23 protein-coding genes, 1 tRNA gene and 1 pseudogene are annotated in these 26,688 nt (G+C 68.8%); 14 read left to right on the top strand and 11 right to left on the bottom strand.

Annotated features, from left to right (window positions below; translation table 11 throughout):
- The first annotated feature begins 75 nt into the window (after positions 1-75).
- The 5 genes and pseudogenes from pqqA to FHP25_RS37425 all read left to right on the top strand — a co-directional run bounded on the left by pqqA (position 76) and on the right by FHP25_RS37425 (position 3,940).
- Positions 76-159, top strand: a complete 84-nt coding sequence (gene pqqA, locus FHP25_RS37450) for a pyrroloquinoline quinone precursor peptide PqqA (RefSeq protein ID WP_147852123.1) — start codon at positions 76-78, stop codon at positions 157-159.
- A gap of 21 nt (positions 160-180) precedes the next feature.
- Positions 181-1,089, top strand: a complete 909-nt coding sequence (pqqB, locus tag FHP25_RS37445) for a pyrroloquinoline quinone biosynthesis protein PqqB (RefSeq protein WP_147852110.1) — start codon at positions 181-183, stop codon at positions 1,087-1,089.
- Between the two features lie 2 nt (positions 1,090-1,091).
- Positions 1,092-2,104: pseudogene (gene pqqC, locus FHP25_RS37440) on the top strand (pyrroloquinoline-quinone synthase PqqC).
- Between the two features lie 55 nt (positions 2,105-2,159).
- Positions 2,160-3,260: a pyrroloquinoline quinone biosynthesis protein PqqE gene (gene pqqE / locus FHP25_RS37430; RefSeq protein ID WP_147852108.1), complete on the top strand. Its 1,101-nt coding sequence runs from the start codon at positions 2,160-2,162 to the stop codon at positions 3,258-3,260.
- Positions 3,261-3,385: 125 nt separating this feature from the next.
- Positions 3,386-3,940: a PA14 domain-containing protein gene (locus FHP25_RS37425; RefSeq protein WP_178134082.1), complete on the top strand. Its 555-nt coding sequence runs from the start codon at positions 3,386-3,388 to the stop codon at positions 3,938-3,940.
- Positions 3,941-4,045: 105 nt separating this feature from the next.
- On the opposite strand, the gene FHP25_RS37420 is transcribed toward FHP25_RS37425, so the two are convergent.
- Together FHP25_RS37420 and FHP25_RS37415 are read right to left on the bottom strand one after the other, a co-directional pair.
- Positions 4,046-4,735, bottom strand: a complete 690-nt coding sequence (locus FHP25_RS37420) for a TetR/AcrR family transcriptional regulator (protein ID WP_178134081.1) — start codon at positions 4,733-4,735, stop codon at positions 4,046-4,048.
- Between the two features lie 102 nt (positions 4,736-4,837).
- Positions 4,838-5,905, bottom strand: a complete 1,068-nt coding sequence (locus FHP25_RS37415) for a phosphotransferase family protein (protein WP_147852105.1) — start codon at positions 5,903-5,905, stop codon at positions 4,838-4,840.
- Positions 5,906-6,277: 372 nt separating this feature from the next.
- Here FHP25_RS37415 and FHP25_RS37410 point away from each other — a divergent pair, with 372 nt between their 5' ends.
- The 7 genes from FHP25_RS37410 (at position 6,278) to FHP25_RS37380 (ending at position 15,822) form a co-directional block, all read left to right on the top strand.
- On the top strand, positions 6,278-6,820 hold the full coding sequence (locus FHP25_RS37410; RefSeq protein WP_147852104.1) for a tripartite tricarboxylate transporter TctB family protein: 543 nt from the start codon (positions 6,278-6,280) through the stop codon (positions 6,818-6,820).
- Between the two features lies 1 nt (position 6,821).
- Positions 6,822-8,327 carry a tripartite tricarboxylate transporter permease gene (locus FHP25_RS37405; protein ID WP_147852103.1) on the top strand — a complete coding sequence of 502 codons (1,506 nt, stop codon included), beginning with the start codon at positions 6,822-6,824 and terminating at the stop codon, positions 8,325-8,327.
- Between the two features lie 164 nt (positions 8,328-8,491).
- Entirely contained in the window at positions 8,492-9,646 is a 1,155-nt protein-coding gene (locus FHP25_RS37400) for a TAXI family TRAP transporter solute-binding subunit (RefSeq protein WP_147852102.1), read from the top strand.
- A gap of 64 nt (positions 9,647-9,710) precedes the next feature.
- Positions 9,711-10,862, top strand: coding sequence for a TAXI family TRAP transporter solute-binding subunit (locus tag FHP25_RS37395; protein WP_147852101.1), 1,152 nt, complete (start codon positions 9,711-9,713; stop codon positions 10,860-10,862).
- Positions 10,863-11,216: 354 nt separating this feature from the next.
- On the top strand, positions 11,217-13,451 hold the full coding sequence (locus tag FHP25_RS37390; RefSeq protein ID WP_147852100.1) for a TRAP transporter permease: 2,235 nt from the start codon (positions 11,217-11,219) through the stop codon (positions 13,449-13,451).
- 33 nt (positions 13,452-13,484) lie between these two features.
- Positions 13,485-14,669, top strand: coding sequence for a CaiB/BaiF CoA transferase family protein (locus tag FHP25_RS37385; RefSeq protein WP_147852099.1), 1,185 nt, complete (start codon positions 13,485-13,487; stop codon positions 14,667-14,669).
- A 148-nt stretch (positions 14,670-14,817) separates the two neighbouring features.
- Entirely contained in the window at positions 14,818-15,822 is a 1,005-nt protein-coding gene (locus FHP25_RS37380) for a Bug family tripartite tricarboxylate transporter substrate binding protein (protein WP_218578903.1), read from the top strand.
- A gap of 195 nt (positions 15,823-16,017) precedes the next feature.
- Here the strand turns inward: FHP25_RS37380 and FHP25_RS37375 are convergent, their stop codons facing one another.
- The 3 genes from FHP25_RS37375 to FHP25_RS37365 all read right to left on the bottom strand — a co-directional run bounded on the left by FHP25_RS37375 (position 16,018) and on the right by FHP25_RS37365 (position 18,603).
- Entirely contained in the window at positions 16,018-16,485 is a 468-nt protein-coding gene (locus FHP25_RS37375) for a DUF3237 domain-containing protein (RefSeq protein WP_147852098.1), read from the bottom strand.
- A gap of 88 nt (positions 16,486-16,573) precedes the next feature.
- Positions 16,574-18,193, bottom strand: coding sequence for a class I adenylate-forming enzyme family protein (locus FHP25_RS37370; protein WP_147852097.1), 1,620 nt, complete (start codon positions 18,191-18,193; stop codon positions 16,574-16,576).
- A gap of 2 nt (positions 18,194-18,195) precedes the next feature.
- A complete protein-coding gene (locus tag FHP25_RS37365) occupies positions 18,196-18,603 on the bottom strand; it encodes a rhodanese-like domain-containing protein (protein WP_147852096.1) in 408 nt (135 codons plus the stop codon).
- Positions 18,604-18,638: 35 nt separating this feature from the next.
- On the opposite strand from FHP25_RS37365, the gene FHP25_RS37360 reads away from it, so the two are divergent.
- Positions 18,639-19,844, top strand: a complete 1,206-nt coding sequence (locus FHP25_RS37360) for a rhodanese-like domain-containing protein (RefSeq protein WP_218578901.1) — start codon at positions 18,639-18,641, stop codon at positions 19,842-19,844.
- 57 nt (positions 19,845-19,901) lie between these two features.
- Here the strand turns inward: FHP25_RS37360 and FHP25_RS37355 are convergent, their stop codons facing one another.
- From FHP25_RS37355 to FHP25_RS37330, 6 genes are all read right to left on the bottom strand, one after another.
- Complete coding sequence (locus FHP25_RS37355; protein WP_147852095.1) at positions 19,902-21,239, bottom strand: aminotransferase family protein; 1,338 nt, start codon at positions 21,237-21,239, stop codon at positions 19,902-19,904.
- Positions 21,240-21,289: 50 nt separating this feature from the next.
- Positions 21,290-21,730: an IS1096 element passenger TnpR family protein gene (locus FHP25_RS37350; RefSeq protein ID WP_178134080.1), complete on the bottom strand. Its 441-nt coding sequence runs from the start codon at positions 21,728-21,730 to the stop codon at positions 21,290-21,292.
- Between the two features lie 16 nt (positions 21,731-21,746).
- Positions 21,747-23,198: an NAD-dependent succinate-semialdehyde dehydrogenase gene (locus tag FHP25_RS37345; RefSeq protein ID WP_147852093.1), complete on the bottom strand. Its 1,452-nt coding sequence runs from the start codon at positions 23,196-23,198 to the stop codon at positions 21,747-21,749.
- Positions 23,199-23,382: 184 nt separating this feature from the next.
- Positions 23,383-24,465, bottom strand: a complete 1,083-nt coding sequence (locus FHP25_RS37340) for an FAD-dependent oxidoreductase (RefSeq protein WP_147852092.1) — start codon at positions 24,463-24,465, stop codon at positions 23,383-23,385.
- 88 nt (positions 24,466-24,553) lie between these two features.
- The gene (locus tag FHP25_RS37335) at positions 24,554-25,060 is read right to left on the bottom strand and encodes a DUF6496 domain-containing protein (RefSeq protein WP_147852091.1); all 507 of its coding nucleotides are present in this window, start codon (positions 25,058-25,060) and stop codon (positions 24,554-24,556) included.
- Positions 25,061-25,281: 221 nt separating this feature from the next.
- Positions 25,282-25,356 (bottom strand) — tRNA-Val (locus tag FHP25_RS37330).
- 174 nt (positions 25,357-25,530) lie between these two features.
- Between FHP25_RS37330 and FHP25_RS37325 the strand changes: the two genes are divergently transcribed.
- The gene (locus tag FHP25_RS37325; protein ID WP_147852090.1) at positions 25,531-26,442 is read left to right on the top strand and encodes an N-formylglutamate amidohydrolase; all 912 of its coding nucleotides are present in this window, start codon (positions 25,531-25,533) and stop codon (positions 26,440-26,442) included.
- Positions 26,443-26,688: the final 246 nt, after the last annotated feature.

The following is a 26,688-nucleotide window of genomic DNA, read 5'->3' as shown; positions in this document are numbered from 1 at the left end:
CGAGCATGCACATTGAAGTGCGCCCCGGGGTAGGTCATACTTTGGCGTCAATCATGATATGGGAGGAGCAAGGCCATGCGTAAATCGTGGAGGAAGCCGCAAGTGGTCGAGCTGGCCGTTGGCCTGGAAATCAACAGCTACGCCTGCCCTGAACTCTGACGCAAGAACGGAGGGCACCCGTTGAAAGTCCGGGTGCTCGGCTCCGCAGCGGGCGGCGGCTACCCCCAGTGGAACTGCCGCTGCCCTGTCTGCGTATTGGCCTGGAACGGCGACAAGCGCGTCCGGCCGCGGACCCAGTCCTCGGTGGCGGTCTCCGCCGATGGCGAGCGCTGGTTCCTGCTCAACGCCTCACCTGACCTCAAGCAGCAGATCCTGGCCAATCCGCCGATGCAGCCGCGCGGCGACGGCCGCCACAGCCCGATCGCCGGCGTGGTGATGACCAATGCCGATGTCGACCATGTCGGCGGGCTGCTGTCGCTGCGCGAGCGCCAGCCGTTGATGCTGTACGGCACCGACCGCGTGCTGGCGACCTTGGCCGGCAACGCGATCTTCGGCGTGCTGGACGGCAGCCTGGTGTCGCGGCAGGCCATGACGCTCGATCAGCCCATGCCGCTGCTTCTGCCCGGCGGCACCGCCTCGGGGCTGACGCTGGAGGCCTTCGCCGTGCCCGGCAAGCCGGCCCTGTGGCTGGAGGGCGGCCCGGCCAGCCGCGAGGACACGATCGGCCTCGTCGTGCGCGACGCGGCGGGCGCCACCCTGGCGTACATCCCCGCCTGCGCCGACGTGACCGACGCCGTGCGCCAGCGCGTGACGGATGCCGCGATGCTGCTGTTCGACGGCACCCTGTGGCGCGATGACGAGATGATCGCGGCCGGCGTCGGCAGCAAGACCGGGGCGCGCATGGGGCATGTCAGCATCGGCGGCGCCAAGGGCGCGCTGGCGGGCTGGAAAGGCACGCCGATCCCGCGCAAGCTCTTCATCCACATCAACAACACCAACCCCGTCCTGATCGACGGCTCGCCCGAACGCCAGGTCGTGACCGACGCCGGGTGGGCCATCGCCGAGGACGGCCAGGAGTTCACGCTGTGACCATGCTGTCGGCTGCCGCGTTCGAAGCCGCGCTGCGCGCGATCGGCGCCGAGCGCTACCACAACCTGCACCCCTTCCACCGCCGCCTGCATGGTGGCCAGCTCACCAAGGGGCAGGTCCAGGCGTGGGCGCTGAACCGCTACTACTACCAGCGCTGCATCCCGCTGAAGGACGCCGCCCTGATCGCGCGCGCCGAGGATCCGGCGCTGCGGCGCGAATGGCGCTCGCGCCTGGTCGACCATGACGGCGAGACCGAGGGCGACGGCGGCATCGTGCGCTGGCTGAAGCTGGCCGAGGGCCTGGGCCTGGACCGCGACTACGTGGCCTCGACCAGGGGCATCCTGCCGGGCACGCGCTTCGCGGTGGAGGCCTATGTCCACTTCGTCGCCGAGCGCTCGCTGCTGGAGGCGGTGGCCTCGTCGCTGACCGAGCTGTTCTCGCCCGCCATCATCCAGGAGCGCGTCGCGGGCATGCTGGCGGGCTACCCCTTCGTGACGCGCCAGACGCTGGCCTATTTCGACAAGCGCCTCACCCAGGCGCCGCGCGATTCCAACTTCGCCCTGGCCTATGTGATCGAGCACGCCAGGAACCGCGACGAGCAGGAGCTGGTGCTCGAGGCGCTGCGCTTCAAATGCGGCGTGCTGTGGGCCCAGCTCGATGCGCTGTACTATGCCTATGTCGAGCCCGGCTACATCCCGCCCGGCGCCTTCCGGCCGGAAGGGTCATGAGCGCCCCGCTCTCCGCCGACAGCCGGCCGGCGCTGGTGGCGCATGCGCGGCTGCAGCGGGACACGGCGCGCGAGCGCTGGGTGGTGCAGGCGCCCGAACGCCTGTTCGTGCTCGACGAGGTGGCGCATGCGGTGCTGAGCCGGTGCAGCGGCACGGCGAGCGTGGCGCAGATCGCGGCCGAGCTCGGCGCCGAGTTCGACGCGCCGGTCGAGGAGATCCGGGGCGACGTGCTGGCCCTGCTCCAGGACCTCGCCGACAAGGGGATCGTGCGCGACCAGCCGGCGTGATAGCGTGGCTGGCCATCAGGGTCGGGCCGGACCCGAGGGACGAAGGCGACTGAGCATGGCAGGCTCCACGACGCAGGTCGAACCGCCGCTGGCGCTGCTGGCCGAGCTGACGCATCGCTGCCCGCTGCGCTGCCCCTACTGCTCCAACCCGACGGCGCTGGAAGGCCGCAGCGCCGAGCTGCCGACCGAAGCGTGGCTCGACGTGATGGCGCAGGCCGGCCGGCTGGGGGCGCTGCAGGTGCATATCTCCGGCGGCGAGCCGGCGGCACGGCGCGACCTGGAGGCGCTGGTGCAGGGCGCACGCGCCGCCGGGCTCTACACCAACCTGATCACGTCGGGCCTGCTGCTGGACCGCGCGCGGCTGCAGCGGCTGAAGGATGCCGGGCTGGATCATGTCCAGCTCAGCGTGCAGGACAGCGAGCCGGTCGGCGCCGACCGGATCGCGGGGCTCGACGGCGCCCACGCCCGCAAGCTCGAGATCGCCGCCGCGGTGCGCGCGACCGGCCTGCCGCTGACCCTCAACGCCGTGGTCCACCGCCGGAACATCGCGCATGTCCCGGACCTGATCGCGCTGGCGCTGACCCTGGACGCGGCGCGGCTGGAGGTGGCGCATGCGCAGTATTACGGCTGGGGCCTGGCCAACCGCGCGGCGCTGATGCCGACCCGGGCCCAGCTCGAGGCCGCCACCGCCGAGGTCGATGCGGCGCGCGCGCGGCTCAAGGGCCGGCTGGTGATCGACTACGTGACGCCCGACTACTATGCCCGCCGGCCCAAGGCCTGCATGGGCGGCTGGGCGCGGCGCTTCATGGTGGTGGCGCCCGACGGCGCCATCCTGCCGTGCCACGCAGCGCGCACCATCCCGGGGCTTGAGTTCCCCAACGTGCGCTCGACCACGCTGGCCGACGCCTGGTCGCACGGCGATGCCTTCGTGCGCTTCCGCGGCACCGACTGGATGCAGGAGCCGTGCCGCTCGTGCGATCGCCGCGAGGTCGACTGGGGCGGCTGCCGCTGCCAGGCGCTGGCCATCGCCGGCGACGCCGACGCGGTCGACCCCGCCTGCGCGCTGTCGCCGCTGCATGAGGCCCTGGTGGCGCTGGCCGAGCGGGAATCGGCCGGGGCGCCGCCGCCCTACCGCTATCGCGGCAGCGACGCGTAAGGGCGGCACACGCGCCCCCCATCCGGGGAACGTTGCAGACGATTGACCGTTGTTGTCGATCTGCGCCAGCCTAGGGAATCGAACATTGCCTTGGGGGGACCCGCATGCGCCGCCGTGATGCTCTCGTGACCGTTCTCGCCCTGCTGCTGGCGCCGCTTCCCGCCGCCGCGCAGACGCCGATCGCCGGCCTGCAGCCGGCCAGCCCGCAGCCGGCGGCGGACCAGCTCGCGCCCGGGCTCGCCGTGAACTATCACTTCGACATCATCGACCGGCTGTCGCAGTTCAACGAGAAGGGCAAGACCGTCGGCGCGCCGCTCACCCATCTCGGCTGGGACATGGGCCCCGGCAAGGTGCTGACCAGCGACAAGACCGACGGCGTGCAGGCGCATATCTTCGGCTTCCTCCGCTTCCCGGCCGCCGGCACCTATGTCTTCCAGGTCAACTCCAACGACGGCGTGCGGCTGGAGATCGGCGGCAAGCGCATCTGGGAGGACGGCGACGTCCATCCCGACCGCCTGTCGCCGCCGATCCCGGTGCAGGTGACGGCGCCGGGCCTGTACCCGATCAAGATCCTGTATTTCGAGAAGAGGAACACCGCGACGCTCGAGGTGTTCTGGACCGCCCCGGGCGGCCAGCGCGCCGTGATCGCGGGCGACGCCATCGTGCATCTGAAGCGGTAGGGAAAAACGGCCGGGCCGCGCCGCTCCAGCGGCGCACCGGCGCGCAGCGCCGGCTCATGAGCCATGAGCGGCGCTGGAGCGCCGCGGCCCGACCCTTGACGTGCCCTATTCCGCGGCCAGCGTGTCGTCGGCGCGGCCGCGCGCCGCGGCCGGCGCGGCGCCGACGGAGCGCAGCGCCAGGTCGGCATGCAGGTCGGCAACATCCTCGGCGCGCCAGCCGTCATGCGCGGCATTGAACCAGTAGGCGACATCGGTGCACTGGTTGAGGATGGCCATGGCGACGATCTTGACGTCGTCGCGGCCGTCGCGGCGCAGCGCGCGAAAGGCGCCGGCGGCGTGGCCGCGCTCCAGGATGCGCATCACCACCTCGCGCACGCGGCGGCGGCTGGCGCGGATCTCCTGGCGGCGCGGCGCGTCGAGCCATTCCCATTCGCGGTTGGCCACCACGGCCTCGACCCGCTTGCGCGTGTGGCGCAGCGTGTAGGCGCGCACCACGGCGAAGAGCTGCGCCGCCGGATCATCGCCCACCCCGCCGAGCGCCGCCGCAAGGTCACGCTCCAGGGCCGCCTGGGTCGAGCGTATGATGGTTGCGAGCAGCTCTTCCTTCGACGAGAAATGGTTGTACAGCGCGCCCTGCGTCAGGCCGCAGGCATGCATGATGTCGCGCACGGTCGTGACCTGGAAGCCCTGGCGCGCGAACAGGTCGAAGGCCGCCGCTTCGATGGCCTCCGCCGGCGGCGTGTCGCGAGGCTCGGAGGGGCGCGCCGCCGGGCGGCGCGAAGTGCGGCGTACCACGTCGATTCCCCGTGTCATTCCTCCCGACGCATAGTTGACCCATGCGTCGCCTTTGTGGCGCAGCCTACAAGCTGCGCCATTCGTATGCAAACGAAGCTATATTCAGCTCGCGCCCAATTGTTGGGCAATCGACCAGGCGAGCTCGGCGTTGGGCCGCACCAGCTTGCCCGATTCGCCGGCCAGCCGGTTGGAGGCCGTGCCGTCGAGCGAGCGGGCATAGACCCCCTGCCGGATGCAGGCCACCCGGAAGAGATTGTAGGCCATGTAGTAGTCCCAGTTCGGCGGCAGCGCACGGCCGGTGCGGTTGCAATACCACTGCACCAGCTGTCGCTCATCGGGTATGCCCAGAGCGGCGAGGTCGATGCCGGCGATGCCGCCCTGCGCTTCCGGCACCCGGTACATCATGCAGAGATACGACAGCTCGGCCAGCGGGTCGCCCAGGGTCGAGATCTCCCAGTCGATCACCGCCAGCACGCGCGGCTCGCTCCTGTGGAAGATCATGTTGTCCAGCCGGTAGTCGCCATGGACGATGGTGGTGTCGTCGGTCTGCGGCGCGTTGGCCGGCAGCCATTCCAGCAGCCGGTCCATCGCCTCGATCTGCTCGGTCTCGGACGCCTTGTACTGCTTGCCCCAGCGCGAGATCTGGCGCACGACGTAGCTGCCCGGCCGGCCGAAATCGGCCAGGCCCAGCGCCTGCCAGTCGGCCTTGTGCAGGCGCGCCAGCGTGTCGACCTTGGCCTCGTAGATCGCGGCCCGGCCCTCGCGCGGCACCTCGGGCAGCAGCGGATCCCACAGCACGCGGCCGTCGCAGAATTCCATGATGTAGAACGCCGTGCCGACGATGGCGTCATCCTCGCACAGCGCATAGGCGCGCGGCGTCGGCACGTCGGTGCGGTTCAGCGCGGCGATGATGCGGAACTCGCGGTCGACGGCGTGAGCCGACGGCAGCAGCTTGCCCGGCGGCTTGCGGCGCAGCACGTATTGTCGGCCACCGCCATCCGTCAGCTTGTAGGTCGGATTCGATTGCCCGCCGCGGAACTGCTCGACCGTCAGTGGTCCGGCAAAGCCTGCGACATGGCCGGCCATATACCGTTCCAGCGGCCCGGTCTCGAAGCGATGCCTGTCCTGAACCGCCATCGTGCCGACGAAGTCAGCGCCGCGTCTTGCCATCTTTCCGTTCCCTTACGGTGAGCATCGAAGTGGCGCGAGTGTGCGTCGTCAGATTGTGGCGTGCAACGCTTCGCCACACCGGGCCGCGACGGCTTACCGCTCGGCGGAATGCGCCAGGCCGCGAAACGCACGCGCACCGCTGCACGCTCATGCGCGATGTGGATGGCTGTCGCGTCATTCGCCGCCAGCATGCATATCTGACTGGTGCCTGACGCGACATCAGAAACCTGATGTAAATTCACTCTTGGGCGTGCGCCACGTTTGCTGTTATGTGCGCATCGTAATCTGACGCCGAGGTGATCTGACGCCTGGGTGACAGCGTCGCGGCTTGAAGCAACGGGAGCAGGCAAGCTCCGTGCAGGGAGGCATTTCTTGAATCGATTCCTGTCCAAGGACTTCCTGGCCGGGCTGATGTTCATCGGATTCGGCGTGCTGATCTATGTCGCGGCGTTCACCGATCTGTCGAGCACGTTCGGCCAGTCCAAGCTCGCGCTGGGCACCGCAGTGCGCATGGGACCCGGCTACGTGCCCCGGATGCTGTCGTTCGTGATGATGGCGCTGGGGGCCATCATCGCGATCACCGCGATCGTCGCCGGCAGCGAGCCCATCGATGGCGGCAAGTGGAAGCCGATCGTGATGATCACGCTGGGCATCCTGGCATTCGGCGTGCTGCTGGATCCGGGCAATGTGCCGGCCATCGTCTCGTGGTTCGTGTCCGGCCTGCCGCGCTGGGAAAACCCGGTCTCCGGCCTGCTGCCGGCCCTGGTGGCGCTGATCTTCCTCGCGGCCATGGGCGGCGACGAGTTCACTTGGCGCGAGACGGCCATCATGTGCGCCGTGCTGACCGTCATCTGCTACCTGATCTTCAAGTGGGGCCTCTCCATGAACATCCCCATGCTGCAAGGGGTGTGGTGACATGGACATCCTCAGCAACCTCGCCATCGGCTTCGGCACCGCGGTCACGCTGCAGAACCTGCTGTACTGCCTGATCGGCTGCCTCGTGGGCACGCTGATCGGCGTGCTGCCCGGCATCGGCCCCGTCGCCACCATCGCCATGCTGCTGCCGCTGACCTTCAAGCTGCCGCCCGAGGCGGCGCTGATCATGCTGGCCGGCATCTACTACGGCGCCGCCTATGGCGGCTCCACGACCGCCATCCTGGTGAACCTGCCGGGCGAAGCCTCGTCGGTGGTCACGACGCTGGACGGCTACCAGATGGCCAAGAAGGGCCGCGCCGGCGCGGCGCTGTCGATCTCGGCCCTGGGCTCGTTCTTTGCCGGCACGGTCGGCACGCTGCTGATCGTGCTGTTCGCCAAGCCGCTCACCGAGATGGCGCAGAAATTCGGGCCGTCGGAATACTGCGCCCTGATGGCGCTGGGCCTGGTGGCGGCCGTGGTGCTGGCCAGCGGCTCGGTGGTCAAGGCGATCGCGATGGTGTTCCTGGGCCTGCTGATCGGCCTGGTGGGCACCGATGTGAACACCGGCGCGCAGCGCTTCACCTTCAACATCCCCGAGCTCAGCGACGGCATCGACTTCGCGCCGATCGCGATGGGCCTGTTCGGCATCGCCGAGATCATCGCCAACCTCGAGAAGCGATCGACGCGCGAGGTCGAGAAGACGGTGATCACGTCGCTGTGGCCGACGCGCGAGGAGGTGCGCCAGGCGTGGCCGGCGGTGCTGCGCGGCACCGGCATCGGCTCGCTGCTGGGCGTGCTGCCCGGCGGCGGCCCGACGCTGAGCGCGTTCTCGTCCTACACCCTGGAAAAGAAGATCTCCAAGACACCGCAGATCTTCGGCAAGGGCGCGGTCGCGGGCGTCGCGGCGCCGGAATCGGCCAACAACGCGGCATCGCAGACGTCGTTCATCCCGATGCTGACCCTGGGCATCCCGTCCAACGCGGTGATGGCGCTGATGGTCGGCGCCATGATCATCCAGGGCATCCAGCCCGGCCCCGAGGTCATGACCAAGAAGCCGGAGCTGTTCTGGGGCATGATCGCCTCGATGTGGATCGGCAACCTGATGCTGGTCATCATCAACCTGCCCCTGATCGGCATCTGGGTGAAGCTGCTGACGGTGCCCTACCGCTTCCTCTATCCGTCGATCCTGCTGTTCTGCTGCATCGGCGCCTACTCGCTGCAGAACAGCACCTTCCACGTCATGACGGTCGCGATCTTCGGCGTCATCGGCTACGTGTTCCTGAAGCTGGGCTGCGAGGGCGCGCCGTTCCTGCTCGGCCTCGTGCTGGGACCGCAGATGGAAGAGTATTTCCGGCGCGCCATGCTGCTGTCGCGCGGCGATGCGACCGTGTTCGTCACCCGGCCGCTGAGCGCCGGCCTGCTGGCGGTGACGGTCATCCTGCTGGTGCTGATGGCGCTGCCGTCACTGCGCAAGAAACGCGAGGAGGCCTTCCAGGAAGAAGGCTGACGCGCCAGCCTCATGCGATCGACCGGAGGGAGCCGCACGGCTCCCTCTTTTTTTGTGTGCTCCATAATGGTGGACAGCGCGGCGCGAGCCTGTAACATGAATGACGGTTTACGCTTGCGATGAAACAAGAACCGCCAACATGGCGGCAGCACAGGGAGGACTCGATGACGGTCCGCGTTGCGGCGGCCACGGCTGCGTTTGTCTGCATTGTCGCCACCGCCATGCCCTGCGTCGGCCAAGGCAAGCTGCCATCCGAGATGGCGTGGACGGCCTACGACACCGGTTCCTCGGGCTTCAACATCGCCGTCGCGATCGGCCAGCAGCTCAAGCAGAAATACGGCAGCGACCTGCGCCTGCTGCCCTCGGGCAACGACACCGGCCGTCTGGCGCCGGTGCGCGCCGGCCGCGCCGTGATCTCGCAGATGGGCATCGGCACGTATTTCGCACAGGAAGGCGTGTTCGAGTTCGGCCAGAAGGCATGGGGACCGCAGCCGGCACGGCTGCTGATGACCGCCACGTCCTGCAACGGCCTGGGGCTGGCCGTGGCCCGCGACACCGGCGTCAAGACCGTGGCCGACCTCAAGGGCAAGCGGCTGGGCATCGTCGTCGGCTCGCCGGCGCTGACCCAGGGCGCGCTGGCGCTGCTGGGCTTCGCCGGGCTGGGCGCCACGGACGTGAAGACGGTCGAGTTCTCGTCGAACAACGCCATGTGGAAAGGCATGGTGAACAACGAGGCCGACATCGCGCTGTCGTCGACCATCTCGGGGCAGTCCAAGGAGATGGACACCTCGCCGCGCGGCGTGATCTGGCCGTCGATGCCGTCGACGGACACCGCCGGCTGGGCGCGGGTGAAGAAGAAGGCGCCCTACTTCGTGGCCGTGCAGGCGACCTGCGGCTCCGGCGGCCTGACGCCCGACAAGCCGGTCGAGATGGCGGGCTACGCCTATCCCATCTTCATGACCTACGCCGACCGCAGCGAGGAGCAGGTCTACGTCATCACCAAGGCGATGATCGACAGCTATGCCGACTACAAGGCCGGCGCGCCCGGCGCCGACGGCATGGCGCTGGACAAGCAGAACTTCACCTGGGTCGTCCCCTACCACCCCGGCGCCATCAAGGCTTTCCGCGAGAAGGGCGCCTGGAGCGATGCGGCGCAGAAGCACAACGACGCGCTGATCGCACGCCAGCAGGTGATCGCGGCGGCCTGGAAAGCCTTCGGCGCCAACGCGCCTTCGGACGAGAAGGACTTCGCCGCCGGATGGCTCAAGGCGCGCGCCGCGGCGCTGACCAAATCAGGCATGGACGTGATCTTCGAATAGGGGCAGCGGGCCGCGCCGCACGGCGCCGGCCGGCCCTGCCGGATAATCGCTCTGGGAGGTGACCATGCGCGCGATCGGGATGCGTCTGGCGGCGGCTGCCCTTGCAGGCATGGCGGTGCCAGCCGCGGCGCAGGACATCAAGCTGCCGCCGACCCTGACCTTCACGGCCTACGACACCGGCTCGTCCGGGTTCAACATCGCCGTCGCCGTGGGCAAGGTGCTGAAGGACAAGCACGGCGCGGAGGTGCGCGTGCTGCCGGCGGGCAACGACGTGGCACGCCTGGCGCCGGTGCGCGCCGGCCGGGCGCAGGTCGCCGCCAACGGCACCGGCACCTACTTCGCGCAGGAGGCGGTGTTCGAGTTCGCGGCCCGCGAATGGGGACCGCAGCCGCTGCGCCTGCTGCTGGCCTCCAACGATTGCAACGGCGCGTCGCTGGGCGTGGCCAAGGACACCGGCGTCAAGGCCGCCAAGGACCTCAAGGGCAAGCGCATCGGCATGGTCGTGGGCTCGCCGGCGCTGAACCAGAACGCGCTGGCGGTTCTGGCGTTCGGCGGCCTGACGGCCGCGGACGTGAAGCTGGTGGAGTTCTCCGGCTACGGCGCGATGTGGAAGGGCGTGCTCAACAACGAGGCCGACGCGGCGTTCGCCTCGACGATCTCGGCCCAGCCCAAGGAGGTCGACACCTCGCCGCGCGGGCTCTACTGGGTGCCGACGCCGCGCGCCGATGCCGACGGCTGGCGCCGGCTGCACAAGCTCGCGCCCTATGTCTTCCCGCACACCGCGACCTGCGGCGCCGGCGTCTCGCCGCAGGCGCCGCTGGAGACCGGCACGTTCCCCTACCCGATCTTCATGAGCTACGCGTCGATGGCCAGCGACCTCGCCTATGGCCTGACCAAGGCGCTGATCGTGAGCTACGACGCCTACAAGGATGCCGCGCCCGGCGCCGCCGGCTTGGCGCTGAAGCGGCAGAAGCTGGAATGGGTGGTGCCCTTCCATGACGGCGCCGTGCGGGCGCTGAAGGAGGCCGGCGTCTGGACCGACGCGCTGCAGAAGCACAACGATGCGCTGGTGCAGCGGCAGAAGGTGCTGGCCGACGCCTGGGCGGCGCTGCTCAAGGCCAGCCCGCCCGACGACGCCGACGCGTTCCGCAAGGCATGGACGGCGGCCCGCAAGGCGGCCCTGGAGAAGGCCGGGATGGACGTCGTTTTTGAATGAGGGGACACGCGCGAAGCGCCGGAAGGGGATGTCGCAAGAGAGTCGGTGTCGCCGAGGCTCATCGAGCTCGTTCGAGCATCCCGCTTCCGCCCCTTCAGGGCACCTCCTCCCAACCCGGGCAGGGCGGCCGCACGCGGCGCCAGGAAAGTGAACCACAGAGGCACAGAGACACAGAGGCAGCACAGAGAGCAAGACGTTGCGCGCCTTCGGCGCGCGATAATGTCTTACTCTGTGTGACCTCTGTGTCTCTGTGCCTCTGTGGTTCCGTCTTCCGACAGTCCGGCTGGCAACGCCACATGCGATTGCCCTACCCGTCTGGGGAAGGCAGGTCAACCGAACCGGGGAGCGAGGCGCATGGCTGAGGCCCAGAAGGTCGTGCTCGACGATCCGCATGTGCAGACCGGCCCGGCCGAGGCCGAGACGACCCGGGTGCGCACGCTGCGCGGGCCATGGCGGATGGCGCTGATCGCGCTCACCGGCATCACGGTCTTCCTGTGCATCAACCAGCAGTTCGGCTTGCGCTTCTTCGTCGGCTTCACGCCGCTGAACTCGGAGTATTTCTATCTCCTGATCCTGTGCATGCTGCCGTTCACGTTCCTGATCTTCCCGGGCGGCGGCCGGGCGCCCGTCGATCACCTGCCCTGGTACGACATCGTGCTGTTCGTGGCGACGGCAGCGGCGTCGCTCTACCTTATGCTCCATATCCGCAAGGCGGCCGAGCTGGGCTGGGAGTTCGGCGGCGCGCCGGCCGGCGTCACCTGGACCGGCTACGTGATGTGGTTCGTGCTGATGGAGGCGCTGCGGCGCACCGGCGGCTGGAGCCTGATGCTGTCGGTGCTGCCGTTCACCGTCTATCCGCTGTTCGCCGAGGCGCGCTGGCTGGGGCCGCTGAAGGGCAACCAGTCGACCTGGGAGCAGGCCTCGGCCTACCACATGCTCTCGACCGAGAGCCTGCTGGGCATCCCGATCCAGGCCTTCGCCGACACGGTGATCGGCTTCCTGGTGTTCGGCACGGCGCTGATGATGACCGGGGCCGGCAAGTTCTTCATCAACCTGTCGTTCGCGCTGTGCGGCACGTTCCGCGGCGGCGCCGCCAAGGTCTGCATCTTCGCCAGCGGCCTGCTGGGCATGATGTCGGGCAGCATCGTGTCCAACGTGCTGACCGCCGGCACCATGACCATCCCGGTGATGAAGCGCACCGGCTTCCGCCCCTCCTACGCCGGCGCCATCGAGGCCTGCGCCTCGACCGGCGCCGTGCTGGCGCCGCCGGTGATGGGCGCCACCGCCTTCGTGATGGCGCAGTTCATGGGCGTGACCTATGCCGAGGTCGCGATGGCGGCCGTGATCCCGGCGCTGCTCTACTATGCCGGCCTCTTCATGCAGGTCGACTCCTACGCCGCGCGGCACGGGCTGAAGGGCCTGCCGCGGTCCGAGCTGCCCCGCGCCTGGGATGCGATCAAGGACGGCTGGTACTACGCCTTCGTGATCATCCTGCTGATCGTGATGCTGCTCTACTTCAAGCGCGAGAGCCATGCGCCCTTCTACGCCACGGCGCTGCTGCTGGTGCTTAACCAGTGGGCCCAGCCCGGCGCCTGGCGGCCGGCCAACACCGCCAACTGCCTGGCGGCGCTGGCCGCGACCGTGGCCATGGTGCTGGCCAGCGACGGCTACGCCAAGGCCGCCGCGCTGCCGGCCGGCGCGGAAGGCGCCGGCGATGCGTGGATGAACGCCGTGCTGCTGCCGACCCTGGGCGGGCTGCTGGTGCTGGTGGTGCTCAACGAGCTGTTCGGCGGCAAGCGCTGGGGGCTGGCGAAGTACCTCGCGTTCCTCGAGGTCAACGGCAGGACCTTCGTCGAGCTGATCGGCATCCTGGCCGGATGCGGCCTGCTGATCGGCGCCTTCTCGATGACCGGCGTGATCTCGAGCCTGGCCAACGACCTGCTGGCGCTGGCCGGCAACAACGCCATCCTGCTGCTGGTGATGTGCGCCGTCACCAGCCTGGTGCTGGGCCTGGGGCTGACCACCACCGCCTGCTACATCTTCCTCGCCATCCTGGTGGGCCCGGCGCTCGAGAAGGCCGGCCTCAACAAGATGGCCGTGCACATGTTCATCTTCTACTGGGGCATGCTGTCGTCGATCACGCCGCCGGTGGCGATCGCCTCGTTCGCCGCCGCCGGCATCGCCGGCGCGCCGGCGATGAAGACGGGCTGGGAGTCGATGTGGGTGGGCAGCATCATCTACTTCATCCCGTTCTTCTTCGTGCTCAACCCCGCCTTCGTGCTGCAGGGCTCGTGGAGCGAGGCGCTCTACCTCACCCTGGCGGCCGGCCTGGGCACGCTGTTCATCTGCGGCGGCATCCAGGGCTACCAGGCCGGCATCGGCGATCTGCGCGGGGCGGGCATGCTGGAATGGCCCTTGCGCGTGCTGCTCGTCCTGGGCGGACTCGTGTTCGCGACGCCCGGCGACGGGATCATGCCGCTGAGCAACACGGTCATGGATGTGCTGGGTCTGGCCATCCTGGTGCCTGCAGTGCTACTGGCGCTGTGGCTGGTGCGTCGCGCCGCGCCGCATCGGGCGGCCCAGGTATAGCGTCGCAACCGATCCTGTGGAGGAAGTCACGCCATGGCGGGCGTTCTGGAAGGTATTCGCGTCCTCGATTTCGGGCGCTACATCGCCGGCCCCTACTGCGGCGCGCTGCTGGGCGACCTCGGCGCCGAAGTGATCCGCATCGAGAAGCTGGACGGCAGCGAGGACCGGTGGATGACGCCGGTGGTGCCCGATAAGGAGGGCGTCACCTTCCTCCAGATGAACCGCAACAAGCTGGGCATCACGCTGAACCCGACCAAGCCGGCCGGCCGCGAGGTGGTGGCGCGCCTGGTGAAGACGGCCGATGTCGTGGTCGCCAACCTGCCGGTCGACACGCTCAAGGACATGGGGCTGGACTACGAGACCCTGTCGGCCATCAATCCGCGCATCATCCTGGCCACCACCTCGATGTTCGGCTCGGAGGGCCCCTACGCCCAGCGCGTCGGCTTCGACACGATCGGCCAGGCGATGTCGGGCGCGATGCACCTGTCGGGCTGGGGTGACCGGCCGGTGCGCACGGCGGCGCCCTATGTCGATTTCTCGACCGCCTACCTCAACACCATCGGCGTGCTGGCAGCCCTGATGGAGCGCCAGAAGTCGGGCAAAGGCCAGAAGGTCGAGACGGCGCTGATCCGCAGCGCGCTCAACGCCTTCAACACGCAGCATATCGAGCAGCAGGTGATCGACGCCAACCGTACGGCCATCGGCAATCGCGCCTGGACGGCCGGCCCGTCCGACTGCTTCAAGTGCCAGGACGGCTGGATCTTCGCCATGGCGCTGGGCCAGCCGCTGTTCGTGCGCTGGTGCAAGCTGATGGGCGAGGAGGCGTGGCTGAACGACCCACGCTTCAAGGACGACCTGCAGCGCGGCAACAACGGTGAGGTGCTGAGCGCGCGCATGCAGGCGTGGTGCGGCGAGCGCACGGTGGCGGCAGCGCTCGAGGCGCTGGCGGCGGCGCGCATCCCGGCCGGGCCGATCTACAGCCCGCAGCAGGCGCTGGACGATCCGCACGTCAAGGACCAGAAGATGTTCAAGCAGGTCGAGTTCCCGGGCGCGCCGCGGCCGGTGCCCTATCTCGACCAGGCGGTGAAGCTGTCGCGCTCGCCGCTCGAAATCCGCCATCGCCCGCCGCTGCTGGGCGAGCATACCGACCAGGTGCTCGAGGAGATCGGCTACAGCAAGGACGAGATCGCCGGGCTGCGCAAGGACCGCGTGGTCTGACGACTCCGCTTCGCCTTCATGGTGAGCCTGCAGAACCATGGAGGCGTCGCACCAGCGTGGTGCGCCTGCTTCATGGTTCGACTCGGTGAATGCAAAGCATTCACCTGTGCTCACATGAAGCTACCAACGAATTTTGGGGAGGACTTCGATGAGCAATGACACGACGCGGCGGCGCCTGTTGCGCCGCGGCCTGACACTGGGCGCGGCCGCCATGGGCGGCCCGCTCGTCCTGAGCGGCGCGGCGCGCGCCGACACCTGGCCCAGCAAGCCGGTGCGCGTCGTCGTCAGCCATCCGCCCGGCGGGCTGACGGACGCGTTCGCGCGCGCCTATGCCGAATACATCTCGCAGAAGCTGGGCCAGGCGCTGGTGGTCGAGAACAAGACCGGCGCCAGCGGCATCATCGCCGCCGATTTCGTCGCCAAGTCGCCGCCCGACGGCTACACCCTGCTGGTCACGATCTCGACCACGCTGGTGATGAGCCAGGCGCTGTTCAAGAGCCTGCCGTTCGACCCCAACAAGGATTTCGTGCCGATCTCCTTCATGGACGCCGGCCACCTGCCGTTCATCGTCCACAAATCGGTGCCGGCGACCAACGTCAAGGAGTTCGCGGCCTGGGCCAAGAACAACAAGGTCAGCATCGGCAGCTACTCGCCGGGCTCCTACTCCCATATCGCCGCGGCCGAGCTGAACAAGGCGCTGGGCCTGCAGATGGAGGTTGTGCACTATCGCGGCGAAGGACCGATGTGGCAGGACATGCTGGCGGGCACGATCCAGGCTGCCAACGGCAGCGTCGCGGCCGCCACCAGCGTGCTGCAGTCCGGCGCCGGCCGCGCCATCGCCGTGCCGCAGGTCAAGCGCATGAAGAAGCTGCCCGACGTGCCCACCTTCCTGGAGCAGGGCATCACCGCCAAGGCCTTCCAGATCCGCGGCTGGGTCGGGCTCTTCGGACCGGCCGGCACCCCGGCCCCCATCGTCGAGCGCCTGTCGGCCCTCATGGTCGAAGCCGGCCATTCGCCGCGCCTGCGCCAGATGCTGGACACGTTCGGCATCGACGAGTCGGCCACCGACAACAAGACCTTCCAGCGCATCTGGCGCGAGGAGAATCCGGTCTGGATCGACCTCGTCAAGCAGCTCGGCATCGATCCGCAATAGTAGCCCTACTCCCGCAGGGGCGGAGCTATCGCGCATGACCCTGCTGTCATCCCGAGCGCAGCGAGGGATCTCCTGCGGCAAGGCGCAGGGTGCGCCATTCGCGGGAGATCCCTCGCTGCGCTCGGGATGACAGCAGGTGCGGCAGCGCAGCGCTGCGCATATGCGATAACCCCGCCTGGGCGGCGAGAAGGACGATCACAGCACCTGGAAGATGTCGTAGATCGGGCCTGCAGCCTCGCGGCGGCCGACGCCGATGCTCATGATGCGGTTGAGGAACGAGTATTTCTCCGACGCCGTCTCGAACATCGGCGCGGTGCGGAAATAGTATTCCGACGGGTCGACCTTCTCGCCCTTGTTCAGCCGGTCCATCACCCATTGCGGGCCGTGGCGCATGCCGCGATAGGTCATGTAGATCAGCGCGTCGTCCTGGGTGCGCAGGGTGAGGCGCACGTCGAGCATCAGCACGCCGTCGCGGCGCTGCAGCAGCCAGTCGCCGGCCGGCGCCGGTTCCACCGTGCCGTGCAGCTCCTCGCCCTCGAAGCGGCCGCCCTTGACCGCCGCGATGCGGCGGTTGCCGTAGGGCGTGGCGCCGAGGTCCTTGATCGCGTCGACCTCGAGCCAGATGGTGAAGAGATGCGCTGTCCTGAGTTCGACGTCGCTCATGGGATGTCCTTGTTCCTGTTGCTCACCCCGGCGCGCGGGCGTCCCGTCCGCTCATGAGCGGGCCGGAGGCCCGCGCTCCGGGGCAGATTCAAATCTTGCTGCCGCGGCCTTCCCAGTAGGGCGCCCGCAGCTCGCGCTTCATGATCTTGCCGATGGTGCTGCGCGCCAGCGAGTCCCGGAGCTCGACGCCGGCTAGGCGCTGCGTCTTGCCGAGCTGGCGATTGGCCCAGTCGAGGATCGCGGCGGCGCCGGTGGTCGCGCCGTCGCGGCGCACGACCAGGGCCAGCGGCGATTCGCCCCACTGATCGCTGGGAACGCCGATCACGGCGACGTCGACCACGTCCGGATGCTTCAGCAGCAGCACCTCGATGTCGGCGGGATAGACGTTGAAGCCGCCCGAGATGATCATGTCCTTGCGCCGGTCGAGCAGCTCCAGGAAGCCGTCGGCGTCGAATCGGCCCATGTCGCCGGAGCGGAAATACATCAGCCCGTCCTTATCGTGCCAGAACAGCTCCCGCGTCTTGCCCGGCTGCTTGTAGTAGCCCTTCATCATCATCGCGGCACGGCCGACGACCTCGCCCACTTCTCCCTGCGGCAGCTCGTTGCCGTCCTCGTCGATGATCTTCATGACGCAGCCCAGGCCGGGCTGGCCGACCGTGTGCAGCTTGTCGGGATGCAGGTTGGCCTCCAGCGTGCACGAGCCGCCGCCCTCGGTGAGGCCGTAGATCTCGACCAGCCGGCCGGGCCAGCGCTCGAGGCAGTCGGCCTTGACCTGGGCGCGCAGCGGCGCGCTGGTCGACAGCTTCATCTTGAACGACGACAGGTCGTAGCGGTCGAAATCCGGATGCGCCAGCAGGCGCTGGTACTGAACCGGCACCAGCATCGCGTGCGTGGCGCGCTCGGCCTGCGCCAGCTCGAGGAAGCGCACGACGTCGAACTTGCGCATCAGCACCACGGTGCCGCCGTGCTGGATGGCAGGCAGCATGCCGGCGATGGTGGTGTTGGAGTACAGCGGCGTCGACACCAGCGCCACGGTGTCGGACGCGAAGCCGAACGCCGCCAGCCTGTCGCGCATCAGCGAGCGCATGCGGTGCGAATGCAGGATGCCCTTGGGCAGGCCGGTGGTGCCCGAGCTGTAGATGATGTTGAAGTCGTCGTCGGGCTCGACCGCGACCTCGAGCGGCGCGTCGGACTGGGCACCGACCCAGGCCTCGTAGTCGGTCCAGCCGGGACGCTCGAAATCGAAGGCGATGCGGCCGCCGGCCACCAGCTTGCCCAGCCGGCCCTCGGCCGGCGCCACCAGCTCCAGGAACTGCTGCGACAGGAAGAACATGCGGCTGTCGCTGTCGTCGAGCATGCCTTCCAGCGCATCGATGGCGCCCATGGTCGACAGCGGCACGACGCAGATCCCGGCGCGCAAGGCGCCCATGAAGACCTCGAGATACTCGATCGAGTTCGTGGCCAGCACCGCGATCTTGTCGCCCTTGCGCAGGCCGCCGGCCATCAGCGCCCGGGCGACGCGGTTCATGCGCCGGTCGAAGGCGCCCCAGGTGACGGCGCGACCCTCGCACTTGACGGCGATGCGGTCGGGCGCCGACGCCGCCGTCGCGCGGATCATGTCGGGCGTGGCCACGAAAGGCGGCAGATCGCCGACATCGGCCGGCTTGATGTAGTCCTCGGCCGGCGCGGCGGCGGCATCGGGCGGCATGGCTACTTCTTCGGCTCGACCGTCTCGACCGGGGCGCCCGCCTTCTTCCAGGCGCCGAAGCCGCCCTCGATGTGGCACACCGGGGTGAGCCCCATGTCCTGCGCCGTCTTGGCCGCCAGCGCCGAGCGCACGCCGCCGGCGCAGAACAGCACGAAGCGGTTGCCGGACTGGAAGAATTCCTTGGCATAGGGGCTGCCGGGATCGATCCAGAATTCCAGCATGCCGCGGGTGACGTTGATGGCGCCCGGGATGCCGCCGTCGCGCCAGATCTCGCGCGGATCGCGCAGGTCGATGAACGTCACGTCCGGCTTGCCGTGGGCCCCCTTGGCCTCGTCGACGGACCAGGTCTCGATCTCGCCCATCGCCTCCTCGAACATCTGCTTGACGCTCTTCTTGATTGCGAGCGGCATCCTTCCCTCCGCAAATGTGGTGTCGTGGCCTCATAGTGTCGCCGCACGGCTTCGGCCGCAAGCGGCTCGCTGTTGGCGCCGCCGCGGTCGCGCCGTACAATGGCGGGACCACCGCCAACCGGGGCATGGCGATGCTGATCTTCCGACAATTGTTCGATCCCACCTCGTCGACCTACACCTACCTGCTGGCCGACCGGCGCAGCGGCGAGGCCGTCATGATCGATCCCGTGTTCGAGCAGGTCCGCCGCGATTCGGCGCTGGTCGCCGAGCTGGGCGTGCGCCTGCTGTGGACGCTGGAGACGCATGTCCATGCCGACCACGTCACCGGCGCATGGCTGCTGCAGCGGCGCACCGGCAGCCGCATCGCGCTGGCCAGGGCCAGCGGCGCGGCCGGCGCCGACCGCTACCTGGCGCAAGGCGACAAGGTGGCGTTCGGTCGGCGCCATCTCAGCGTGCGGGCGACGCCAGGCCACACCGGCGGCTGCCTCACCTACGTGCTCGACGACGAGAGCATGGCCTTCACGGGCGACTGCATGCTGATCCGCGGCTGCGGCCGCACCGACTTCCAGGAGGGTGATCCGGGCGCGCTGTTCCGCTCCGTCCACAGCCAGATCCTGACCCTGCCGGAAGCCTGCCTGCTGTATCCCGCTCACGACTATCGCGGCCTCACGGTGAGCAGCGTCGCCGAGGAGCGGCGCTACAACCCGCGGCTGGGCGGCGAGATCGGCGAAGGCGACTTCGTCGGCTACATGAACAACCTGCGCCTGGCGCATCCCAAGCAGATCGACGTGGCGGTGCCGGCCAACCTCAAATGCGGCCGGCCCGAGGACGAGGCGGCGGCCCTGGCCGAACCGACCTGGGCACCGCTGCGCTACAGCTTCGCCGGCATCTGGGAAGTGCAGCCGCAATGGCTCGAGGAGCACGCACGCGACGTGCAGGTGCTGGACGTGCGCGAGCCGGACGAGTTCACCGGGCCGCTGGGCCATATCGACGGCGCCCTGCCCATTCCCCTGGGCACCCTGGCCGCCCGCGCCGGCGAGCTGTCACGCGAGCGGCCGATCGTCGCCGTCTGCCGCGCCGGCGGCCGCTCGGCACAGGCCGCCGTGATCCTGCAGCAGGCCGGCTTCACGCAGGTCGCCAATCTTTCCGGCGGCATGCTGCGCTGGCGCACCGAAGGCTGTGCCGTCGAGGGTGGCGAGGCCTTGCCGCGCGCGGTCGAGGCCGACAGCTACGTGATCTGAGGCATTTGTCATCCCGAGCGTTAGCAAGGGATCCAAGGGCGGCGCCTGGATCCCTCGCTACGCTCGGGATGACAGACTATCACCCTCTACCGCCCGGTCGATCGCGCGCTCCAGGACGGCGCACATCGTCTCGATCTCGGCGTCGGTGACGATGAACGGCGGCGCCAGCACGATCACATCGCGCTGCGCGCCGGTGCCGCCGGGATAGAAGTAGACGTTCTCGGCGAGCCCGCCATTCAGCACCTTCATGGTGATGTTGGCCTCCGCCGGGAAGCGCTCCAGCGTCTCGCGGTCGCGCACGATCTCGATGGCGCGCAGCAGGCCGCGTCCGCGCACCTCGGCGACGTTGGGATGCTGCTTCAGGCGCTGCAGGCGCGCGCCCAGCCTGTCGCCCATGACGCGGGCACGCGCCATCAGATCTTCCTTCGACAGGATGTCGAGCACCGCATCCGCGGCGGCGCAGGCCGCCGGATGGGCGCTGAAGGTGTAGAACATCGGCGCATCGCCCGTGCGCTCCAGCGGCTCGGCGATGCGCTCGGTGGCGAAGGTGCCGCCGATCGGGGCGTAGCCGCCGCTCATGCCCTTGGCGGTGGCGATGATGTCGGGCAGCGCCCCCTCGCCCTCGCTCGCGAAGCGCACGCCGGTGCGGCCGAAGCCGGTGACCACCTCGTCGGCGATCAGGACGACGTCATGGCGGTCGCAGATGGCACGCAGCTTGCGCCAGTAGCCGGGCGGCGGCTCCAGCGCGCCGCCGCTGGAGCCCACCACCGGCTCGGCAATGACGCCAGCCACGGTGTCGGGCCCTTCACGCAGGATGATGGCTTCGACCTCGTCGGCACACGCCACGTCGCAGGTTGGATAGGTCTTGCCCAGCGGGCAGCGCAGGCAATAGTGCGGCGGTGCCTTAGGCGTCTCGCGCGCCATCGCCGCCACGGGTGCGCGCCGCGCGGCGTGGCCGCCGATCTCCAGCGTTGCCACGGTGGCACCGTGGTAGGAAAGATCGCGGCCGATCACCTTCCACTTGCCGGTGTCGCCCTTGGCGAAATGATGCTGGCGGGCCAGCTTGATCGCCGTCTCGACCGCTTCCGAACCACCGCTCGACAGATGCAGGCGCGTGAAGCCCGGCGGCAGCCAGTCGCGCTGCAGCCGCTCGGCCAGCTGCATGCGCTGAGGCGTGACGAAGGGCGGGATCACATAGGACACCGCCGACGAGGCCCTGGCCATCGCCTCGCCCGGCTCGCGCCTGCCGTGCCCGATATTCACGACCATGGCACCGCCGGCCGCGTCCAGGATCTTGCGCCCGTCGCGGGCATGCAGATGGCAGCCCTGCGCGCCGACGATGTCGATCGCCAGCGGCGAGGGTGTGAACGGCCAGTTGACGGGCGTGTCGGCCATGAGAGATCGCCTTGCTGTGCCGGTTCGACAGACCGGCTGGGCTTGGAAAGTCAGATGTCAAAATCGTCGGGGTATTGATCCGGCGCATCTCCTTTCGATCCCGCCATCCTGGGATAGCGCTTGCCGGCGGCCTTCGCGCCGGCGCCCGTCATCTCGACATGGAACAGCCACTTCGCATCATAGTCGTAGAGCAAGGTCATGGCATGGCCGGCCTTGGCGAAGACGTCGGCGACCTTGGTGTTCTGGACGCTCTTGGCGTCGGTCTTCTGCCCGGTGTCGGCGAACAGCTCATACATCGGCTGCTGCTGGCGCATCTTGTCCGGCTTGTCGCTGCTGTAGAAGCCGAAGGGATGCTCGAAATCGAAATCGAACGACGCCATGATGGCCTCGGCAAGATCATGCAGCGAGCTTGCGCTTTCGATCTCGATGATGCGGTACACCGTTCGCTTCTGGTGCAACGCGACGCGGAGCGTCCGTATGCCTGTGGTCACGCTGCAGTCTCCCAGCTTACATTCCAGCGATGCACAGGTACTTGGTCTCGAGGTACTCGTCGATGCCGTATTTCGAGCCCTCGCGACCCAGGCCGGACTCCTTGACACCGCCGAACGGGCCGATCTCGTTGGACAGGATGCCGGTGTTGATGCCGACCATGCCGGTCTCCATCGCCTCGGCCACGCGCCAGACGCGGCCGATGTCGCGGCTGTAGAAGTAGCCGGCGAGGCCGAACTCGGTGTTGTTGGCGAGCCGGATCGCGTCGGCCTCGGTGGCGAAGCGCACCAGCGGCGCCACCGGACCGAACGTCTCCTCGCGCATCACGGCCATGTTCTCGGTGACGCCGGTCAGGATGGTGGGCTCGTAGAACGTGCCGCCATTGGCGTGGCGGCGGCCGCCGATGGCGACCTTGGCGCCCAGCGCCACGGCATCGGCGACATGCTGCTCGACCTTCTCCAGCGCCGCCATGTCGATCAGCGGGCCCTGCGTGACGCCTTCATCCAGGCCGTTGCCGACCTTGAGCCTGGCGACCGCCGCGGCGAGCCTGGCGGCGAAGGCATCGTAGACGCCGTCCTGCACGAAGAGGCGGTTGGCGCAGACGCAGGTCTGCCCGGTGTTGCGGTACTTCGACGCGATGGCGCCTTCGACCGCGGCGTCGAGGTCGGCGTCGTCGAACACGATGAAGGGTGCGTTGCCGCCGAGCTCCATCGACATCTTCTTCACCGTGCCGGCGCAGGCGGCCATCAGCTTCTTGCCGGTCTCGGTCGAGCCGGTGAAGGTGAGCTTGCGCACGATCGGGTTGGACGTCATCTCGCCGCCGATCTTGCCGGCATTGCCGGTGACCACCGACAGCAGCCCCTTGGGCAGGCCTGCGCGCTCGGCCAGCACCGCCATCGCCAGCGCCGTGTAGGGCGTCTTGCTGGCCGGCTTCACCACGATGGGGCAGCCGGCCGCCAGCGCCGGACCGGCCTTGCGCGTGATCATGGCGGCCGGGAAGTTCCATGGCGTGATGGCGGCGCAGACGCCGACCGGCTGCTTCAGCACCACCAGGCGCCGGTCGCGCCACGGGCTTTGCAGCACGTCGCCGTCGACGCGCTTGCCCTGCTCGGCGAACCATTCGATGAACGAGGCGGCATAGGCCACCTCGCCCTTGGCCTCGGCCAGCGGCTTGCCCTGCTCGCTGGTCATCAGCACGCCGATATCGTCGGCCTGCGCCACCATCATGTCGGCCCAGCGGCGCAGGATGACGGCGCGCTCCTTGGCCGGCATGGCCGCCCACGCCTTCATGGCAAAGCCGGCGGCCTCGATGGCGCGCCGCGTCTCCACCGCGCCCATGCGCGGCACGGTGCCGATCTTCTCGCCGGTCGCCGGGTTGGTGACGGTGTCGCTGGCGCCGTCCTCGGCATCCATCCAGGTGCCGGCGACATAGGCCTGCTGGCGGAAGAGATCGCGGTCCTTCAGCTGCATGAGTTCCTCCACGGATGGCGGCGCCGTGGGCGCCCTGCTCGTATGGGCGGCACTTTTTCACCATCTTCACCTCTCCCGCAAGCGGGAGCGGTCGACGGTCGCACGATGGCTGGCGGGTGAGGGGCCACGCACGGCACCATGTCCTCGGCCCCTCCCCTTCGGACAATAGCCGGCGCGGTCGAGGTCACTCCCGCAAGCCGGCAACGCGATCGAGCATGGGCCGCTGCAAGGCCGGCAAGTGGCCGACAATGCGGAAGGCGAGGTTTCGCGCCGCCACCGCCACCGTTCCGGTTGCCTGGGCCGCCGCCAGCATACGTTCGCTCAGCGCGATCCAGCGATGACCGACCGGCCGCCGCTCGGCGGTGTAGCCATCAAGATCGTTCCCGGTCAGCCGGCGTGCGAAGGAAGCTGCGTCCTCGATGCCGAGATTCATGCCGCGGGCGCCGACCGGCGAATGCACATGCGCGGCATCGCCGCCGAGAAAGACCCGCCCCACCTGATAGGTCGGTGCCTCCTGCGCCGGCACATGGAAGGTGTCGACCTGCAGCACGCGTGCCCGGTAGTCGCCACCGATGCGGGACAGGGCATCGGGCGTGTTGGACACGGCACGGAAGCGCTGCCGGCCGATCGGAATGATGAAGCCGATATCGCCGCTTTGGTTCAAGAACAGCTGGGCCGCATCGGCTTCATATGGCCAGTCGGCGATTTCGGCATCCGCGATGCTCCACAGCCGCTCATGCACGTAGCCCTCGAATCCGAGGCCCATCCGCGTGCGGACCCGGCTATGCGCGCCGTCGGCGCCGAACACGTAGTCGTAGCGGCTCTGCTCCTGTCCGTACGGCCCTTCCATCGTCACCTCGACCTTGTCGCCCGCCGGCCGGATGTCGAGCAGCGCTGTGCACCGCCCCACCGCGACGCCAAAGCCCGCCAGAGCCTCACCCATGGCAGCCTCGGTATCGCTCTGAGGCAGGGACAGAAGGAAGTTGAAGCGATGACGAAGCCGCGAGAAGTCGATCTTCCCCAGGACGCGGCCCCGGAAGCGCACATGACCGCGCCGCACCTTGATGCCACGGGCCAGCAGCCGGGCGGACACGCCCGAGGCTTCGAGAATATCAAGGCTGTGCGCGCTGATGCCCACCGCCTTGCTCAGCGGTGTCGGCGCCGGCTTGCGCTCGACGATGCGCGGCTCCCATCCCCGCCGCGCTAGCTCCAGCGCCGCTGTCAGGCCGGTCGGGCCGGCGCCGACGATCAGCACGTTGCGCGTCATGTCAGGCCGTCACGCCGTGCCCGCGCGTATCGCCCGCGCATCGTCGACACGATGGCGCCAACGGCCGCATGACGCGTGGTGCGCATCCTCACGCCGCGCGACGACGGGCGCGGGTCTTCGCCGCCTTGCGCGCCGCCGCCGACCGCCCGGCCGCGCCCTTGGTGCGCACCGCCTTGCGTGCGGCGCTCGTGCGCTGCGCGGCGGTTCGACGGCGGGCAGCGCCACGGGTCTGACGCGACAAGGCGTCATGGGAGACCGTGCTGCGCGGCTCGTGCTTCAGCACGCGCTTGACGGCACGCGCCACGCGCGGACGGCGCTGCGGCTTGCGCTTGCCCTGGCCGGCGGCCTGGGCGTAGCCAGCGCTGCGGCGCGTGCTCGCCTTCGCCTGGCCGCGTCTGGGCGGCGGCAGGTCCACGCCGGCCCGACGCGCTTCGGAAAGCCCGATCGCGATGGCCTGCTTCGGCGAACGCACGCCGTGCTTGCCGCGACGGACCTTGTCGATCTCGGCGCGCACGAATTCCCCCGCCTGGGTCGAAGACGACTTGCCGGAGCGCTTGGCGCGCCGGGCCTTCCTGATGGTCTGCTTGTCGGGCATGGCAAGCCTCCTGAGATTGATGGGACACATCCCGTGCAGGACATTCAAGGGTGAACGCATCTGCAGGGCGATGGATCCCTCACGCGAGGGCACGCATGCGGGACATGGAGAGCGGCTGCCCGTGCCGACCGGGCGCGGACATGCGCGGCGGCTGGCGCTTCCGCAACCCTACGACCGGCCAGACATCCTGTCGGCGCAAATGATGCTTGTCGGCAAAAAAATGGTGGGCGCGACAGGGATTGAACCTGTGACCCCTACCATGTCAAGGTAGTGCTCTCCCGCTGAGCTACGCGCCCTTGATCCGGATCACCCTGCTGCCGGCAGGGGCGTTCCGTGAGGTCGGCGCGGTGATTAACCGATCCTCCTCGGCTTGGCAAGCCGCATGGCGCACGAACGTGCCGGGATCGCGACAGCATGGTCGGCGATCAACGGATGACGGCGCGCATGATTCCGTTTAAAGCAGGAAGCCCATGGAATCGCCATCCGACGTCCAGCCCACGCCGCCCGTCGATATTGCGCGCCCGCCGGCGCAGACGCTGCCGGTCGTCCTCGCCTCGCCCCATAGCGGCACCCACTATGCCGCTGATTTCCTGGACCTGACGCATCTGGACGTCGCGGTGCTGCGGCGGTCGGAAGACGCTTTCGTCGATACGCTGTTCACGCCGGCCGCAGAGCGCGGCGTGCCGCTGGTGCGGGCTCTCTTCCCACGCTCGTTCGTCGATGCCAATCGCGAACCCTACGAGGTCGACGCGGCGATGTTCGACGGGCCGCTGCCTATCCACGCCAACACCCGCTCGCCGCGCGTCGCGGCCGGCCTGGGCACGGTGCCGCGCGCAGCTTTCGACGGGCAGCCGATCTATCGCCGCAAGCTGGCGGTGGCCGAGCTGGAGCGGCGCATCGCCTGGTACTACCGCCCCTACCATACGGCGCTCGAGCGGCTGATCGCCGAGACGCGCGCGCGTTTCGGCCATTGTGTGCTGATCGATTGCCATTCGATGCCGTCGACCTCGCCGGGCGGCGGCCAATCCCCTGCCGGCCGTGTCGACTTCGTGCTCGGCGACAACCATGGCGCCGCCTGCGCGCCGGCGCTGACGCATCTGGCGGAGCGCTGGCTGCAGCATCATGGTTACCGGGTGGTGCGCAACCAACCCTATGCCGGCGGCTTCACGACGCAGCATTACGGCGTGCCGACACAGGGCGTGCATGTGCTGCAGATCGAAATCAACCGTGCCCTGTACATGGACGAGAGCACGCTGCGCCCGCATGTGGGCTTCCAGCCGCTGGCCCGGCGGCTGGCCGACCTGGTCGAGGATGTCGGCCGCACCACTCTGGGGCATTCCGCCTTCCCTGCCTGGACCGCGCCGGCCAACGCGGCAGAGTGATCTTACCTCTCCCGCAAGCGGGTCGACGCGCGCATAGCGCGCGGCGGGTGAGGGCGTCACGCATGGCACCTCGTCTGTAATCCCTCACCCTCCCATGGCGCCACGCGCCATGGGCCCCTCCCTCTCCCGCAAGCGGGCTAATTTGAGCACAGATGTTGCAGCGCGAGTCGGCTCGCGGGCGGGGGCTGAGGGTTTGGTGGCGACAGATTCGAATCCGGTGTGGCTTGTGCGGGCAAGTTCCGAATC

The organism is Vineibacter terrae, from assembly GCF_008039615.1.
Classification (GTDB): Bacteria; Pseudomonadota; Alphaproteobacteria; order Reyranellales; family Reyranellaceae; genus Vineibacter; species Vineibacter terrae.
Note: the sequence above shows the minus strand (reverse complement) of the source record. Positions and strands in the feature narration are given on the sequence as shown.

Bases quoted from the DNA above. Each gene is read 5' to 3' on its own strand.
- FHP25_RS37400 (WP_147852102.1), top strand. From the start codon at position 8,492: ATGACGGTCCGCGTTGCGGCGGCCACGGCTGCGTTTGTCTGCATTGTC.
- FHP25_RS37415 (WP_147852105.1), bottom strand. From the start codon at position 5,905: ATGGCAAGACGCGGCGCTGACTTCGTCGGCACGATGGCGGTTCAGGAC.
- FHP25_RS37380 (WP_218578903.1), top strand. From the start codon at position 14,818: ATGAGCAATGACACGACGCGGCGGCGCCTGTTGCGCCGCGGCCTGACA.
- FHP25_RS37365 (WP_147852096.1), bottom strand. From the start codon at position 18,603: ATGCCGCTCGCAATCAAGAAGAGCGTCAAGCAGATGTTCGAGGAGGCG.
- FHP25_RS37345 (WP_147852093.1), bottom strand. From the start codon at position 23,198: ATGCAGCTGAAGGACCGCGATCTCTTCCGCCAGCAGGCCTATGTCGCC.
- FHP25_RS37355 (WP_147852095.1), bottom strand. From the start codon at position 21,239: ATGGCCGACACGCCCGTCAACTGGCCGTTCACACCCTCGCCGCTGGCG.
- FHP25_RS37390 (WP_147852100.1), top strand. From the start codon at position 11,217: ATGGCTGAGGCCCAGAAGGTCGTGCTCGACGATCCGCATGTGCAGACC.
- FHP25_RS37375 (WP_147852098.1), bottom strand. From the start codon at position 16,485: ATGAGCGACGTCGAACTCAGGACAGCGCATCTCTTCACCATCTGGCTC.
- pqqE (WP_147852108.1), top strand. From the start codon at position 2,160: ATGGCAGGCTCCACGACGCAGGTCGAACCGCCGCTGGCGCTGCTGGCC.
- FHP25_RS37385 (WP_147852099.1), top strand. From the start codon at position 13,485: ATGGCGGGCGTTCTGGAAGGTATTCGCGTCCTCGATTTCGGGCGCTAC.
- FHP25_RS37370 (WP_147852097.1), bottom strand. From the start codon at position 18,193: ATGCCGCCCGATGCCGCCGCCGCGCCGGCCGAGGACTACATCAAGCCG.
- FHP25_RS37405 (WP_147852103.1), top strand. From the start codon at position 6,822: ATGGACATCCTCAGCAACCTCGCCATCGGCTTCGGCACCGCGGTCACG.
- FHP25_RS37335 (WP_147852091.1), bottom strand. From the start codon at position 25,060: ATGCCCGACAAGCAGACCATCAGGAAGGCCCGGCGCGCCAAGCGCTCC.
- pqqA (WP_147852123.1), top strand. From the start codon at position 76: ATGCGTAAATCGTGGAGGAAGCCGCAAGTGGTCGAGCTGGCCGTTGGC.
- FHP25_RS37395 (WP_147852101.1), top strand. From the start codon at position 9,711: ATGCGCGCGATCGGGATGCGTCTGGCGGCGGCTGCCCTTGCAGGCATG.
- FHP25_RS37340 (WP_147852092.1), bottom strand. From the start codon at position 24,465: ATGACGCGCAACGTGCTGATCGTCGGCGCCGGCCCGACCGGCCTGACA.
- FHP25_RS37325 (WP_147852090.1), top strand. From the start codon at position 25,531: ATGGAATCGCCATCCGACGTCCAGCCCACGCCGCCCGTCGATATTGCG.